Below are 15,064 nucleotides of genomic sequence, written 5' to 3'. Positions count from 1 at the left end.
TCTGCTTCGACGTCGACGGCACCCTCGTCCCGGGCACCAGCTCGTGCGCCTGGGCGGCCGCCGCGCTGGGGCACGAGGCGGAACTCGTCGCGGCCGAGGCGGCGTACGTGGCCGGGGCCAGCGCGAAGTGGCGCTTCCCGTACTCGTCGAAGTGCTCGGCGGTGCCGGAGGCCGAGGGCGGCCGCTACACCGGCCGGGTCGCTTCGCGCCGGAGCGGTGTTCCGCGGTCGGGGACAGCCGGTCGGACCTGCCGCTCTTCGCCGCCGTCGGGACGAGCATCGCCTTCAACGCGACTCCGGCCGCCCGGGTCGTCGCGACCCACGTCGTCGACGGTCCGGACCTGCGGGCGGCTCAGTTCAGGAGCGTGTAGTTCAGCTCTTCGCAGACCCGGCCCAGCGGGACGTCCAGGCCCGGGTGGTCCAGCGGCAGCAGCACGTCCGGCGCGATCGGGAGCGCGGCGCCCGCCGGCGGGTCCCACAGGCAGATCGCGGGGTCGCCGGAGTCCATCGACGAGCGGTACCAGAGGCCGTCGAGGTCGCTGAAGGCGCCGCGGATCGCGCGGGCCCACGCCTGCGTGAGCTTCTTCGGCCCGCTCGAAATCTCCTGGGAGGCCCCGACCCGCGTCGGCCAGAGGCCGGTCAGGTCGAGCAGGCGCAGGGTGCGCGTCGGGCGGACGACGACCAGCCGGGGACCGCGGGTGCGGCGGTCGACCGTCGAGCTGGTCTGGAAGACCTCCGCGACCGATGTGCGCACGGTGAGGCCGAAGTAGAGGACGCCGTTGGCGGGATCGGTGACCGGGGCGCCGCCGCGGCCGGGCGACTGCTGGTCGAAGCGGCCGTGCGGGAGCGGGCCGGTGTAGCGGAACGAGTTCCACTGCTGGGGGTGTCTGCCGTGCGCGGTGAAGATCCGTACCAGCCTGGTCGTGGGCTGGACCGTCACCACGTCGTCGGCGCGGTTCAGCTGCCGGACCAGGACGGATCGGGCGGGCGGCAGCGGGAGCCGGGCCATGGGTGGGGGTTGGTCCGTCCTTGTCGGTGATCTTGCTCGGGGGGGTCCAGCCTAGAGCGGAGTGCCGAGCGTGGCGATGAGGCGGGCGATGTGGTCCGGGTCACCACCCGAGAGGAGCCATTGGCGCGGGGTCGCGGGCTGGTCGTTGATCACCAGGTCGGCTTGCGGAGTGCTCATGAAGGCGGCGACCACGAGGGCGGGCTGGTCGTCCGGCAGGGCTTTCAGCACGACTTCCAGGCCGGGGAGGACGCCGGAGCCGGCGAACTGCCACGCGGGGAGCCGCCACCCGCCGTCCTTCCAGCCGGTCAGCCGCCCTTCCTTGAGCCGGTGCCGGATCCGGCTGTCGTCGACCCCGAGGGCCTTGGCGGCTTCGTTGACGCTGAGGGCGCCTTCGGCGAGCACGGCGTGGGCGGCGACGGTGCGGGCTCTGAAGTCCGGTTCGTCCTCCCGCCTGGGTGAGAGGTCCAGTCCGACATCGGCCAGCGCGGCGCGCTGGTCGGCCGAGAAGTAGTGCGACGGATCGGGATTCGGTGGGGACAGTCTGCGCGCCGCGTCTTCGACGAGAGTGAGGAACTCGTTCGCGTCGACTTTCAGGCCCGCCTTGGCGAGGATGTTCTCCAGCGCTACAGACATGTGGCTCAGGTTAACCCGAAACAGCGCGGATGTGCGGGTTCGTGCGCTTTCTTGCCCTGTCTGTGGGTGAATTCACCAGAGATCGACACTCCGGGCACATCATCCAACACGTTGAGTAGGCAACTTCCGGTCAGTTTCCCCGGAACGGCCGCGGTTGTCCAGACCCGCTCCGGCTTGACACGGTTTTCCCGTGGACCTACGTTCCGGACTGGTAAACGATTTCCGCTCTGGGCTCACAGGACCCGGCGTTCCGGCGCCGGCGATGGGGGACACAGGGGGTGGGGCGTGCCTGGGGGGCCCGGCACGAGCCGGCCCCCAGGCACGTCGCTCGCCGCCCTCCAGTCGCGCGACCCGACCCTTCGGGCACGCGACCCCGACCCTCCGGGTACGCGACCGACCCTCTGGGTACGCAGGCCGACCCTCTGGGAACGCGGCCCGGCCCTCCAGGTGCGCGGCCCGACTTGCCTGATGCGTGTGCCGCCGGGGCGTGTCACCTGGGCGCGCGGGTCAGCGGCGGGAGCTCTTCCGGACGATCAACCGAGCCTCGAGCGTCGTCGTGGTCGCGTCGCGGCTGCTGTCCGAAATGCGGGCCAGCAGCAGCTGGGCCGCCACCCTTCCGACTTCGTACGCCGGCTGGGCGACGACCGTCAGGGGCGGGTCGATCAAGGTTGTCCACGGGGCGTCGTCGAACGACACGATGCCCACGTCGCTGCCCGGGCGCAGGCCGCGGGCCGACAGGGCCTCCAGCACCCCGATCGCCATCGTGCTGTTCGCGACCAGGAGCGCGTCCGGCGGCGATGGCTCGTCGAGGAGTTCCAGCGCGGCCAGCCGGGCGCCTTCGGCGCGGTACTCCGCCCGGCGGAATCGGACGTTCTCTTCGCCGACGACGTCGGCGTACCCCGCCAGGCGGTCTTCGGCCGTGCGGACGCCCGGGGGGCCGGTCAGGCAGCCGACGCGCCGGTAGCCGCCGTCGAGCAGGTGGCGGGTGGCTTGGGCGGCCGCGTGGCGGGTGTCGACCAGCACCTGGTCGCCTTCCGCCGCCTGCAGCGGCCGGTCCACCGCCACCAGCGGCGTGCCCTGGCGGCGGAGGCCCTCGACGTTCGTCGACCGGCCGGTGGGCGAGAGCACCACGCCGGCGACCCGCTCCTGCAGCGCGACCTCGATGTAGCGCCGCTCCTTGTCCTCGTTTTCGTCGGAGTTGCAGAGCACCACCGAATACCCGGACCGCTGTGCGAGGTCCTCGACGCCCCGCGCGATGGCGGTGAAGAACGGGTTCTCGACGTCGGAGATGATCAGCGCGAGCACCGCGGTCTCCTGACGGCGGAGGTTCCGGGCCAGCCCGTTCGGGTGATACCCGAGCTCGGCGGCGGCCTCCTGGACCCGCGCGGCCAAGGTGGGGTCCACAGTGGACTTGCCGTTGAGCGCGCGCGACACGGTCGCCGTGGAGACGCCGGCCCTGGCCGCGACGTCGCTGATGGTGGCCACACGCCCTCCCTGATCACTCGTCGAGGGGGAGGATAGCGCTCTTGGTAGTCGTTTACCGTCTGCTTACCTTTTTGGGTGAACGCCCACTTCCGGTTGACCGCACGGGTTACGCCGAACGGAGTCGATCACGCACGGCAACGTCCACAGTGGAGCGCCGAGGGAAGTAGTCGCGCGGGGTGAGGCCGGTCAGTGCCCGGCACTCCCGGCTTAGGTGCGCTTGATCGGCGTACCCCGCGGCGGCGGCCAGCGCGGCCAGACCGGAGATCCGCGGAGCCAGCGCGACGGCCCGCTGGAACCGGCTGACCCGGAGGTAGGTGGCCGGCCCGTACCCGACGGCTTGGACGAACCGCCGCCGCAGCCGCCGCTCGCTCACCACGCCTAGCCCGGCGATCGCCGCGGCCACTTCGGTGGATGGCTGGGCTGGCTGCCCGCCGCCACCGGACCGGGCCAGCGTGGCCGCTTCGCCGGCTCGGGCCAGCTCGGCTGCCGCCTGATCGACTCTCGCCGGTCGAGCCGCCGCCTGATCGACTCGCGCCAGTCCTGCTCCTGCCTGGTCGACTCGCGCCAGCCCCGCCGCCGCTTCACCGACCCGGGCCGCCCCAACCTCCAGTCGTGCGATCAGCTCCGCAACCACCCGATCCTCCGCCGGCAAGTCCGCCATCCGCCCCGCCACCGCCGCCACCGGGGACAGCGATCCCTCCAGCAGCCGCTCCGCCACCGACCGCCCCCACAGCTCGCCGAGCGGCACCCGCCGGTCGCGCAGCTCGTCCGCCGCCACGCCCAGGACCGCCGCCGCGCGGCCCGGGACGAACCGGACTCCGCTCACCACCCCCGCGGCCTCCGAAGACCACGCCGCCGTGTCCGGGCCGGCCACGAACACCGAGCCGCCGCCCACCACGAGGTCCACGCACCCGTCCGGGACGATCCGCTTCGGGCCCTCCGAAGCCGACCGCCACACGCACCTCGCCACGCCCCGCAATGCCGCCGGCGCCGCCACCTCCTCGTACACGACCCCGATCATCCTCCGGACCACCGACAAAAACCGCCGCCGAGCGAGACACCCGTCCGGGTGAACATCGAACTTCCCGCGAAGAGCTGCTAACACCGCGTTAGGTCACGGCGAGATAGAGGTCGACGCACTCGACGGAAGTGCGCGCGACGAGAGAAGACCTCTCCATGGGCGTTCCCACCGCGATCCGATCCGAGCGCGACTGCGCCGGACGGGCTCGGTCGGCCGGCAGCTTCGTCGTCGTCCTCGGCGTGCTCGCCGCGGCCTTCGCCGTGACCGCCTACGTCGTGCCCCGGTCCGCGCGCGGCCCCGGCACCGGACAGCCCGCCGCCGCGTCCGTCGCCCCGGCCGCGGTCCGCACCGTCGACCACAGCGTCGTCTACGAACTGCTCGGCGCGCACGGCGCCCGCAACGTCACCTACGCCGCCGCGGGCTCCACGCTGACCCAGCAGACCGAGGTCGCGACGCCGTGGTCGACGCAGTTCACCCGGGTCGGCCCGGCCGGCCGCACCGAGTTCTACAGCGTCGCCGCCCGCAACCCCGGCCCCGGCGCGCTGCGGTGCCGGATCGTCGTCGACGGCGTCGTCGTCGCCGAGAAGACCGAGACCCAGCCGGGGCGCCTCTTCAGCTGCGCCGTCTGAGCGGCAGGATCGGCGGCGTGAACGCCGCGATCACCTTCGGCCCCGCCCTGGTCGCTGTCCTCGTCCTGCTCGCCGTCGCCGGCGCGGCCGTCGTCCGGGCGGGCGGCCTCGGCGACGGGCGGGCGGTGCTGGTCGCCGCCGTCCGCGCGGTCGCCCAGCTCGCCGTCGTGTCGCTGGTGATCACCGCGGTCCTGCGGTCGGCGCCGCTGACCGGCCTCTTCGTGCTGCTGATGTTCGGGATCGCCGCGGTGACGTCGGCGCGCCGCGTCGGAGCGCGCCGGAACCTCCCGTGGACGGCACTGGCCATCGCCGCCGGCGTCGCGCCCGTGCTCGCCCTGGTTCTCGGCGCTCGGGTCGTCCCGCTCGAGCCGATCGCGGTCGTGCCGATCGCCGGCATCGTGATCGGCGGCGCCATGACCGCGACGTCGCAGGCCGCCCGCCGCGCCCTCGACGAGCTCGAGTCCCGCCACGGCGAGTACGAAGCCGCGCTGGCGCTGGGCTTCCTGCCGCGGCCGGCGGCGCTGGAGATCTGCCGCCCGTCGGCCGGGCACGCCCTCATCCCGGCGCTCGACCAGACCCGCACGGTCGGCCTGGTGGCGCTCCCGGGTGCCTACGTCGGCGTCCTGCTCGGCGGCGCGGGGCCGATCCAGGCCGGGCTGACGCAGGTGCTGGTGCTGATCGGGCTGCTGGCCGCGGAGGCCGTCTCGATCCTGGTGACCGTGCAGCTCGTCGCGGCCGGGAAGCTCAGCCGAGCGGGGCGGCCAGGTGCGCGGTGTCGTTGAAGCGCCGCACGATCCAGCGGTCGCCGTGCAGCACCAGGTGCGAAATCGACCCGTTGTCGGCGCCGAGGAACGCGAACCGCTCGACCGAGCGGCTGGCCTGGGCGAACACCTCGCCGATCACGCCGCCGTGGGTGAACACCGCGACGCGCTGATCGGGGTGCGCCGCGGCGATCCGCGTCAAAGCGCCGCGCAGCCGGGCCCCGAACGCCTCGTCGGACTCCGCGCCGGGGATCACGTCCCAGCGCTGCTCGGCCCACAGCCGGTCGACGATCGGGTGGCCGTCGGTGGTGTACTTCCGGAACAGGCCGTTCTCCCAGTCGCCCAGGTGGATCTCGCGCAGGTCCGGCTCGACGACCGGGGTCAGCCCCAGCTTCTCCGCCAGCGGCGCGGCCGTCTGCACCGTGCGGCGCAGCGTCGTCACGTAGATCGCGTCGATCCGTTCCCCGGCGAGCCGGGCGGCGACGCGCTGGGCGTGGTCGCGGCCGTCCGGCGCCAGGTCCGGGTCGGCCTGGCCGTCGACCAGGTCGAACGGGTCGTCGCCGCGGGCCGGGGCCGACTCGCCGTGCCGGACCAGGAAGATCTCCGTTGCGCCCGGAGGCGGGCTGAAGCGGAACTGGCGGTACTCGATCTCCTGCTCCGGGGTGCTCATGCTTTGACGGTACAGCGGCGCGGAGCGCCTCCGTTGAGGGTGGTGGTGGGGAGGAAGGCGGAGCTAGCCGAGTTGCTTGTCCACGAAACACCAGCGCCACGTCTCGCCCGGCTCGAAGCTGCGCATGACCGGATGACGGGATTCGTGGAAGTGCTGCGTCGCGTGGCGGCGCGGCGAGGAGTCGCAGCAGGCGACGTTGCCGCACTTCAGGCACATCCGCAGGTGCACCCACGTCGTGCCCTCTTCGAGGCAGGCGGCACAGCTGTCGGCCGAGCTGGGCTCCTTGTCCACCCACTCGTGGGCCAGGTGCTTGCACGACCCCGCCGTAGCGGCCGGGGTGCGCAGTTCGCGGCCTTCGACGTCGGGCTCGGCCTCTTCGCGGTCGAGCATCGACTCTTCGATGTCGAGCCGCTCCAGGACCCGGCGCAGGACGTCGTCGTCGGCGCTGCCGCTGGCGCGGGCCTTGAGGAACTGGTCGCGCTCGACGTCCAGCAGGGCCAGCCGCAGCCGGCGGTAGGCGTCGCTCGGCGTCTCGGCCAGCGCGCTCTGCCTGCCGAGCTGCTCCCACGCCGAGTCGGCGCGGTGCTGCAGGCGGTCGCGCAGGCGCTGGATGATCTCCGGCGGGTCGTCGGGCTGCCGGATCTCCTCCAGCTTGGCCAGCGCCGCCCGGGTCATGTCGTGCAGGACGGCCGCCTCCTGCAGCGCGTCCTCCGCGGGGTCCGGCCGGGGCAGGCGCAGGCGCCGGATCAGCGGGGGCAGCGTCATGCCCTGCACGGCCAGGGTGCCGGCCACGACGACGAACGCGGCGAGCACCAGCACGGCCCGCTGCGGGGTGTCCGCGGGCAGCACGAACGCGGCCGCCAGCGTCACCACCCCGCGCATGCCCGCCCACGCGATGACGGCCGAGTAGCGCCACGGCCAGATCTTCACCTTGACCTTGCCGGGCAGGAAGCGCCGTTTGACGCGCTTCACCGTGCCGATGCCGATCAGGTACAGCACCCGGGTGAGGATGGTCGCGGCGAGCACGGCGACGCAGATCCAGGTGAGCGTCAGGAGCGACAGCCCGCTCTCGCCGACCTCGGCGAGGATCCGCCGCAGCTGCAGGCCGATCAGCAGGAAGACCATGTTCTCCAGGAGGAACTGGATGGTCTGCCAGTTCAGCCGGGACGCCAGCCGGGTGGAGCCGGACAGGATCTGCGGGGCCTTGTGCCCGAGGATCAGCCCGGCGATGACGACCGCGAGCACGCCGGAACCGTGGATCGCCTCGGCCGGGATGTAGGCGATGAAGGGGACGGCGAACGACAGCGCGGTGTCGAGCACCGGCTCGTCCATCCGGGCCCGGATGAAGGCCGCCGCGAACCCGACGACCAGCCCGACCACGGCCCCGCCGATCGCCGCGCGGAAGAAGTCCGCGCCGACCTGCCAGAGGCTGACCGACCCGGCCAGCGCGGCGATGGCCGTGCGGAGGGCGACCAGCGCGGCGGCGTCGTTGAAGAGGCTCTCGCCCTCCAGGAGCCGGATCAGCTTGCGGGGCATGCCGACCCGCCGGGCGACGACGCTGGCGGCGACCGCGTCCGGCGGCGCGACGACGGCGCCGAGCGCGATGCCGCCGGCCAGCGGGAGCCCGGGGACCACCGCCCAGGCGACCACGCCGACACCGAGCGCGGTGAACACCACCAGCCCCACCGACATCAGCCCGATCGCCCCGCGGTTCTTCCGGAAGTCGACCAGCGACGTCTGGATGGCCGCCGAGTACAGCAGCGGAGGCAGCAGGCCGAGCAGCACGACCTCGGGATCGAGGTGGACCTCGGGCACGCCGGGGACGTACGAGCCGGCGACGCCGACGACGATCAGGCACAGCGGAGCGGACCAGTCCAGCCGCCGCGCCACCGCGCTGACGACGAGGACGGTCACGACCAGCGCCACTATCTCTGCCGCGATGTGCACGGGGTAATCATCACCCGGGCGCCGTGGCGCGTGTCAGCGGGCCAGCTCCGAGAGCACCTCCGCGACCAGCTGGGTGTCCATGTACTCGGTGATCTCGCGGATGCGGCCGTCTTCGACGCGGAAGACGAAGCAGTACTTGTTGTCGTACCGCGCCCCGGCCTTGGTCGCGACGCTGCCCTGCGTCTCGACCACGACGACGTCGTCCTCGGCGACGAACCGGCTCGCGGTGCTCGTGTACGTGCCGTCGAACTGCGCGCCGAGCGGGCCCAGCAGGTCGCGGCGGACGGCGTCCTTGCCGCGGAAGGTGCCGGACCAGCTGTTGTGGCCGCTGACCGTCCAGGTGACGTCGTCGGCCATCGCGGCGAGCAGCGGCCGGATGTCGCCGGTGGCCCAGGCGTCGAACGCCGTCTTCAGGAGCTGCTTGTTCTCGGACGCGGTCATGGGCCCAGTCAACACGCTGGAGTGCACTCCAGCGCAAGCTTTTAGGCTGGAGTCGTGACGACGGTGGAGATCGCGGCCGGCGCCCTGCGCGGGTCCGAAGGGGACGGTGTCCAGACCTTCCTCGGTGTGCCGTACGCCGAGCCTCCGGTGGGGGAGCTGCGGTTCCGCGCGCCGCGGCCCGCGAAGCCGTGGGCCGGGGTACGGGACGCGGCGGAGTGGGCCCCGCGGGCGCCGCAGCCCGCGCTCACCGGGCGTGGCTTCACCGGCGACGAAGACTGCCTCTACGTCAACGTCTACGCCCCGGCCGCACCCGGCTCGTACCCGGTGCTGGTGTGGATCCACGGCGGCGGTGGCGTGATGGGCGCGCCGCACCAGTTCGACGCGTCCGCGTACGCGCGGCGAGGGGTCGTCGTCGTGACCGTCGCCTACCGGCTCGGGGTGCTCGGGATGCTGCACCTGCCCGGCGTCGCCGACTCGAACCTCTCCTTGCGCGACCAGGTCGCCGCGCTCGAATGGGTGCGCGACAACGTCGGCGCGTTCGGGGGCGACCCGGGCCGAGTCACGCTGGCCGGGCAGTCCAACGGCGGCCGCACGGTGGGGACGCTGCTGGCCGTGCCCGCCACCCGCGGGCTCGTCCACCGGGCGATCGTGCAGAGCGGCACCGGCGTCGGCTCGGTCGTGCACACCCCGGCCGAAGGCACGGCGGTGGCCGAAGCGGTGCTCACCGAGCTGGGGGCCGGGCCGGACGACCTGGCGAAACTGCCGGTGACGCGGATTCTCGAGGCGCAGCAACGGGTTTCGGCGGTGTCGGGCACCAAGGTGACCTACCGCGTGGTCGTCGGCGACGAGCTGCTTCCGCGCCGGCCGCTGGACGGCGTCCGCGAGATCCCGCTGCTCATCGGGACCACGGCCGACGAGGAAGACCTGTTCAGCTGGCTGCAGTCGGGCGGCGCGAAGCTGCTCGGCGTCGGCTCGACGATGCTGGACGCAGACGAGGTCGAGAAGGCCGTCGCACTGTATAACGACCTACTCGATTGGCCGCCGGACCAGGTCCGCAACCGCGCCCTGACGGCGGGGGACTGGTGGATCCCGGCGATCCGCTTCGCCGAGAAGCAGCCGGAGGCCTGGATGTACCGGCTGGACTGGCGGATCGCCCCGCGCGGCCGCGGCCTCGGTGCCGCGCACGGGCTCGACCTGCCGCTGGTGTTCGACGACATCCGGAACAAGAACTGGCGATTCCTGTTCGCCGGCCGGACGTTCCCGGCCGAGCGGATGCAGGCGGTGGCGACGGAGATGTTCGGCGCCTGGGTCCGCTTCGTCACGACCGGCGACCCGGGCTGGCCGAAGTACACGACGGCGGACCGCGTCACGCGCCTGTTCGACGACGTCTCGACGACGGTCTCCGACCCGGACCGCGACCAGCGCCTGCTCTGGAACTGACCGAGGGCGGCACTTTCCCTATGAAAGTGCCGCCCTCGGCCCGGAGCTAGACGGTGATCTTGTCGACGTTCGGGCCGCCGTTGGCGGTCGTCGCGGTCGCCTTGATCTTGTTGGGGCCGGCGGCCAGCGGGACGGGCAGCGTGACGGTCTGCCACGTGTCCCAGTTCCCGGTGCCGCCGAACGCCACGGCCGAGGCCACCTTCGTGCCGTTGACCGTGATGTCCATCGGGCGGTTCGCCGTGGTGCCGTTGGCGAACCGCAGGACGACGTTCGCGCTCCCCGCCGCGGCCGCGTTGACGGTGAACTCCACCGCGCTGCCGACCGCGTTGTCGTAGTTGACGAACCCGCTGCCGGTGTAGCCGAGGTGGTTCGACTCCGCGACGCCGTTCGTGATCGTCGCGTCCTCGGCCTGGTAATCGGCCGGGGTGCCCGGGTCGGGCGAACCGTTCGCCGGGATCGTCTTCGTCCCGGTGTTCCAGCCCGCGATCCGCACCGATGGCGCCGCTCCGCGCAGGTCCGCGGTCCGGTACGTCGCGGTCAGCGTGGTCGACTCACCCGGCCAGAGGGTGACCTGGTTGTCGGTCCACCGCACCGGCAGCACCGGCGCGCCCGCCGCGCCGACCACGTGCGCGTCGACGAAGAACGCCGGCACCTTGCCGGAGGAATCGTTCTTCAGCGTCACCTTGGTCGTCGTGGTGCCGTCGCCGTTCGCCGTCGAGGTCGCCGAAGACCCGAGCGGGACCGAGGCCAGTGAGTTCAGCCCCGAAAGGTCCGCGTAGGCCGACTGCGGCGTGTAGTACCAGTCGCTGTTGCCCCAATCGAGCGTGTCGGCCTTGGTGGACAGCCAGTACACGTTCCGGCTGACCTCCTTGCCCGACGAATCGGTCAGGACCAGCTTCGCCAGGTACGTCGTCGACAGCCCGCTCACCGAACCGATGGTCAGCGCCGTCGTCTTCGCGCCGTCGCCGCCCACCGAAACGCTCTTCGTCTGGTCGAACTTCGACGTTCCATCGAGGTTGAACAGCTGCACGCGGGCGGTCAGCCCCGAAGCGGCGTTGTGGTTGTGGTTGACCACCACGACCGACTTCGTGTCGTAGGAGTACTGGATGTGCAGCGGCTCGTTCGCCTTCTTCGCCCCGAAGTAGGAGCCGTTCTGGTCGAGGTAGGCGTCGAACAGCTGCCAGTGCAGCGACGTCCAGCCGCTGTTGAGCATCCAGTAGATGATCCCGGTGGCCGGGTTCGAGCTGTCGCTGAAGTTGCGCGAGTGCGACTCGAACTCGGCGCGGACGTTCTCGTACTGCGCCAGCTGCGCCTTCCGGACGAAGTCGTCGAGGCTCCCCGGCTTGCCGTAGCGGGCGGTGAGCGCGTCGCCGAAGAGCTTCAGGTTGGCGAACGTCGAGGACGACGACCGGTGGTACTGCGGGGTCGAGGGACTCTTCCACATCGTGTCGAGCTCGCTCGGCGACATCATCCGCTTGAGCGTGTCCATCGTCGGGATGTCCGGCCCCGCGCTGGTCTCGGAGTTGAAGCTCCACGCGCCGCCGAGGTCGCTGTGCGCCTTGTCGTACCAGTAGTTCGGCGGGACGTAGTCGTACGGCCCGTTCATCTTCATCCCGGACGACCCCAGCTGCGGCGACGACTTCGCCGACGCGGCCGGGACCACCGGCGTCGCCCAGTCCGCGGCGGACAGCGCGTCGAGGTAGTTCTTCTCGATCGTCGCGTCGGGGGCGAAGTCACTGCCGATGAGGAAGGAGATGACGCTCGGGTGGTCGCGCAGCCGCTCGGCCTCCGCGGTCATCGACGCCTTGGCGATCGGGTAGTCGGCGGCGGTCCAGGGGTCGCCCTTCTCGTCCCCGTTGACCTGGCCCTCCCACTTGTCGCAGCACTCCCAGCCGGGCAGCGTCAGCACGCCCATCCGGTCGGCGAGGTCGAAGAACTCGTCCGGCTCGATGTGGCCCTCCAGGCGCACGGTGTTGAGCCCGAGGTCCTTGACGTAGGCGAGCTTGTCCGCGGCGAACTGCTCGTTCCAGCGCAGGAACAGGTCCGGCGAGTAGCCGCCGCCCTTGATCAGCAGCGGACGCCCGTTGATCGTGTACGCCCGGCCTCCGCTGGCGTTCTTGTTCGCCGTCACCTGGCGGATGCCGAAGGTGGAGTGCGAGGAGTCCGACGCCGTGCCGCCGACGCTCGCGGTCAGGTCGAGGTCGTGCAGCGGCTGCCCGCCCATCCCGGCCGGCCACCAGACCTGCGGGTTGTCGATCCCGATCACTCCGAACGTGACGGTCTTCTTCTCCTTGGCCGCCAGGTTCACCGTCTGGCTGATGGCGCGCCCGGCGACCGTGCCCGAGACCGTCGTGGAGACGGCGGCCGCGGAGTCGTTGCGGACGTCGGCCTTCACCGTGAGGTCGGCGTGCGACGTCCCGGTCAGCTTCGTGACGACGTGGCCGCCGCGCAGCGCCACCGGCCCGCTGCGCCGCACCAGGACGTCCCGCACGATGCCCATGTTCTGGTCCGGCGGGGTCTGCGCCCAGTCGATCCAGCCCATCGACAGGTCCTTGTTCGGGTCGTTCGGGTAGACCTTGAACGCGATGCTGTTCGTGCCGGCCTTCACCTGCGCGGTGATGTCCAGGTCGTGGCGGGTGTAGGCGCCGTTGACCTGTGTCTTGTCGGCGATCCGCGTCCCGTTGACCCAGACGTCGGCCTTGGACAGGACCCCGCTGAAGTCGAGGTACGTGCGCTGCGTGGTGTCGGCGACGGTGAGGTCGGTGCGGTACCACCAGGGAACCTGGAAGTCCGCCGTCGGCACGTTCTTCATGTTCGTCGAGTAGAACGGGTCGGCGTACTTGCCGTTGGCCAGCAGCCCGGCGTAGACGGTCGAGCGCGGGCCGACCGGATACCAGCCGGAAGTGTTGTAGCCGGGCTTGGAGACCGCGGAGTCGTCGCTGACCTGCGCCGACGTCTGGATCAGGAAGCCGGGGACGGCGGTGGCCGGGGCCGCGGCGGCGAGCACCGCTCGGGCCGGTTGCTGCCCGGTCGCGGCCGGGACGGTCGCCCCGGTCACCGCGACGGCCAGCACGGCCGCCGCGAGGAGAGTCCGGGTTCTTCTCTGCCGATAGCTCACTAGCGCGCCTCCTAGGCACCCACGGCGGCGGGGGACAGCGGACCATCGTTAGGGAACTTTCCTAACAATTGCGACGATGGTAGCGGCCCGGTCACGCCGGGAACAGAGGCCGTTTCGTCAGACCCGGGCCGCCTGCCACGCCGCGGCGGCCCGCAGGGCCAGCAGGAGCGGCAGGGAACCGTCTTCCCAGAGCCGTTGAGGAAGTGCCTCGCTGAGCGGGACACCGCCGGCCAGCGCGGCGCCGATCGCGGGGAGGTCGACGTCGAAGAGCGTCAGGCCGGCACTGTAGAGCCGCTCGCCGCTGACCGGGCGGCGCCGGGCGACCTCGGCGCTGTCGACCGCGAGCTCGGTCAGCCCGAAGAACTCGGGCTTGGCGCCCCGCTCCATCCAGCGCGCGAAGCCGACCAGCTTCGTCTCGCGGACGTCTTCGGGGGTGAGGCCGCTTTCCTCGCACAGCTCGCGTTCCATCCCGGCGCGGACCGCGGTGTGCAGGAACCGGCGCGGGCTGCCGTCCGGGGTGCGCAGGTCGCGTGGTTCGAGCGAGCCGCTGCCCGAGGGGGCCAGCAGCAGCCCGCTGACGGAGTTGAGCGGCGACTGCCGGACGGTGACCAGCTTCCCGTCGGTGGTGAACGCGACCGTCGAGACGCCGACGAGGTCGGCGAGCGTGCTGCTGCTCAGCTCCCGGAGCGCGCCGGCGGTGTCGGTGAGCTCGGCCTTGCGCAGGTCGTACTCTTCGCCGGTGTCGGTGCGGGTGATCCGGAGCGCCGCGAGCTCGTTCGAGCAGACGGCGTCGAAGAACCGCGCCCGGTGCAGCCGGATCGGCGCGGGCCGGGCCCCGGCGGCGGGCAGCGGATCGCCGCGCATGCCGACGATCGGGCCGTTGAACAGCAGCCGGCCGCGCGCCCGCAGCGGCAGCACGTGCGGCGCGGTGGCCTTGAGCGACGGCGGCAGCCGGTAGGGCTCCTCGGCGACGTCGACGGTGTGCCGTTCCTGCCACAGTGCGCGGTCGATCGCGGCGCTGACCAGCGCGGTGCCGCGGGCGGGCACGGCGAGGTAGGCCGCGTCTGGGTACGCGGGCGGCGGCGGCAGGTCCGCGGTGGGGAAGGGGGCGGCGATGGTGGTGAACTCGAACCCGGCCCACCGGCGGCGCAGCAGCCGCAGGTCACGGGTGAAGGTGGCCGTGCCGAGCGCGAGAGCGACGACGGAGAGCACGACGCCGACGGCGCTGGGGAGGATGGTGACGACCCCGAGCGCCACACCCAGCCCGGACGCGGCGAGCGGCCACTCCCGGGCCCCGATGAAGCCGAGGTAGTCCGCCTTCGCCCGGGCGCGGCGCGTCAGTTTTCCCATCGCCGCACTGTTTAGCACGACGGCGGCGGTGCGCGGGCCGGATTTCCTGCTTCAGCTTGCCGAGCGCATCTGCCCGCTGCCACCGGCGGGTGCGCAGCTGGAGCAGACCGCCGACGAGGAGCGCCTCGCGACGCCGACGATCGCGGTCCCCATCAGGCGTCCGCGTCGAGGTACACCCAGTGGCCGTCCTCGCGGCGGAAACGGCTGTTCTCCTCGAGGAAGCCGTCTCGGCCCCGGTGGCGGTAGTGGGCCCGGAACTCGACGGTGCCCTCGGTCTGCAGCAGGCCCCCGCCGGTGCGGCCGAGGATCTCGAGCCGCGTCCACTCCTGGCCGGGATCGAGCCGGAGCTGCCGCGGCCGGGTGCCGGGGTGCCAGGTGCGGAGCAGGTAAGCGGTGTCCCCGACGGCGAAGGCACTGAACCGCGAGCGCATCAGCAGTTCGGCGGTCGGAGCGGCCAGCCCGCCATCGTGGAACCGGCCGCAGCAGGCGGCGTAGGACTCGGCGAGGCCGCACGGGCACGAGGCGGGAGGCATCGGGGAATTCTGCCACGATCGATCCCGG

Annotated in this window: 14 protein-coding genes; 4 read left to right on the top strand and 10 right to left on the bottom strand. The window is 72.2% G+C overall.

Features of this window, described 5'->3' with window-relative positions:
• The first annotated feature begins 127 nt into the window (after positions 1-127).
• Entirely contained in the window at positions 128-370 is a 243-nt protein-coding gene (locus tag ACFPLC_RS44555; RefSeq protein WP_378236196.1) for a hypothetical protein, read from the top strand.
• Here the strand turns inward: ACFPLC_RS44555 and ACFPLC_RS44550 are convergent.
• The 4 genes from ACFPLC_RS44550 to ACFPLC_RS44535 all read right to left on the bottom strand — a co-directional run bounded on the left by ACFPLC_RS44550 (position 352) and on the right by ACFPLC_RS44535 (position 4,084).
• Positions 352-1,008, bottom strand: coding sequence for an RES family NAD+ phosphorylase (locus ACFPLC_RS44550; RefSeq protein WP_191313136.1), 657 nt, complete (start codon positions 1,006-1,008; stop codon positions 352-354). The genes ACFPLC_RS44555 and ACFPLC_RS44550 overlap by 19 nt on opposite strands.
• 51 nt (positions 1,009-1,059) lie before the next feature.
• On the bottom strand, positions 1,060-1,641 hold the full coding sequence (locus ACFPLC_RS44545) for a MerR family transcriptional regulator (RefSeq protein ID WP_378190194.1): 582 nt from the start codon (positions 1,639-1,641) through the stop codon (positions 1,060-1,062).
• A 507-nt stretch (positions 1,642-2,148) separates the two neighbouring features.
• Positions 2,149-3,126: a LacI family DNA-binding transcriptional regulator gene (locus ACFPLC_RS44540; RefSeq protein WP_378190192.1), complete on the bottom strand. Its 978-nt coding sequence runs from the start codon at positions 3,124-3,126 to the stop codon at positions 2,149-2,151.
• A gap of 106 nt (positions 3,127-3,232) precedes the next feature.
• Complete coding sequence (locus ACFPLC_RS44535; RefSeq protein WP_378190291.1) at positions 3,233-4,084, bottom strand: helix-turn-helix domain-containing protein; 852 nt, start codon at positions 4,082-4,084, stop codon at positions 3,233-3,235.
• A 218-nt stretch (positions 4,085-4,302) separates the two neighbouring features.
• Here ACFPLC_RS44535 and ACFPLC_RS44530 point away from each other — a divergent pair, with 218 nt between their 5' ends.
• Together ACFPLC_RS44530 and ACFPLC_RS44525 are read left to right on the top strand one after the other, a co-directional pair.
• Positions 4,303-4,776 carry an MmpS family transport accessory protein gene (locus tag ACFPLC_RS44530; protein ID WP_378190190.1) on the top strand — a complete coding sequence of 158 codons (474 nt, stop codon included), beginning with the start codon at positions 4,303-4,305 and terminating at the stop codon, positions 4,774-4,776.
• 17 nt (positions 4,777-4,793) lie between these two features.
• Entirely contained in the window at positions 4,794-5,558 is a 765-nt protein-coding gene (locus ACFPLC_RS44525) for an ABC transporter permease (RefSeq protein ID WP_378190188.1), read from the top strand.
• Here ACFPLC_RS44525 and ACFPLC_RS44520 read toward each other — a convergent pair.
• The 3 genes from ACFPLC_RS44520 to ACFPLC_RS44510 all read right to left on the bottom strand — a co-directional run bounded on the left by ACFPLC_RS44520 (position 5,521) and on the right by ACFPLC_RS44510 (position 8,595).
• The gene (locus tag ACFPLC_RS44520; protein ID WP_378190186.1) at positions 5,521-6,207 is read right to left on the bottom strand and encodes a histidine phosphatase family protein; all 687 of its coding nucleotides are present in this window, start codon (positions 6,205-6,207) and stop codon (positions 5,521-5,523) included. The two genes, ACFPLC_RS44525 and ACFPLC_RS44520, sit on opposite strands and share 38 nt — an antisense overlap.
• Before the next feature lie 63 nt (positions 6,208-6,270).
• A complete protein-coding gene (locus ACFPLC_RS44515) occupies positions 6,271-8,154 on the bottom strand; it encodes a Na+/H+ antiporter (protein WP_378190184.1) in 1,884 nt (627 codons plus the stop codon).
• A gap of 33 nt (positions 8,155-8,187) precedes the next feature.
• On the bottom strand, positions 8,188-8,595 hold the full coding sequence (locus ACFPLC_RS44510) for a nuclear transport factor 2 family protein (protein ID WP_378190182.1): 408 nt from the start codon (positions 8,593-8,595) through the stop codon (positions 8,188-8,190).
• A 54-nt stretch (positions 8,596-8,649) separates the two neighbouring features.
• Here ACFPLC_RS44510 and ACFPLC_RS44505 point away from each other — a divergent pair, with 54 nt between their 5' ends.
• Positions 8,650-10,035, top strand: a complete 1,386-nt coding sequence (locus ACFPLC_RS44505) for a carboxylesterase/lipase family protein (RefSeq protein WP_378190180.1) — start codon at positions 8,650-8,652, stop codon at positions 10,033-10,035.
• 46 nt (positions 10,036-10,081) lie between these two features.
• Here the strand turns inward: ACFPLC_RS44505 and ACFPLC_RS44500 are convergent, their stop codons facing one another.
• From ACFPLC_RS44500 to ACFPLC_RS44490, 3 genes are all read right to left on the bottom strand, one after another.
• On the bottom strand, positions 10,082-13,153 hold the full coding sequence (locus ACFPLC_RS44500) for a glycosyl hydrolase 2 galactose-binding domain-containing protein (protein WP_378190178.1): 3,072 nt from the start codon (positions 13,151-13,153) through the stop codon (positions 10,082-10,084).
• Between the two features lie 117 nt (positions 13,154-13,270).
• Positions 13,271-14,503: a hypothetical protein gene (locus ACFPLC_RS44495; RefSeq protein WP_378190176.1), complete on the bottom strand. Its 1,233-nt coding sequence runs from the start codon at positions 14,501-14,503 to the stop codon at positions 13,271-13,273.
• Between the two features lie 152 nt (positions 14,504-14,655).
• Positions 14,656-15,036 (bottom strand): YchJ family protein, encoded by a 381-nt coding sequence (locus ACFPLC_RS44490; RefSeq protein ID WP_378190174.1) that lies wholly within the window; start codon positions 15,034-15,036, stop codon positions 14,656-14,658.
• Positions 15,037-15,064: the final 28 nt, after the last annotated feature.

The organism is Amycolatopsis plumensis (genome assembly GCF_042652605.1).
GTDB lineage: Bacteria > Actinomycetota > Actinomycetes > Mycobacteriales > Pseudonocardiaceae > Amycolatopsis > Amycolatopsis plumensis.
This window is presented reverse-complemented; position numbering and strand designations above follow the sequence as displayed.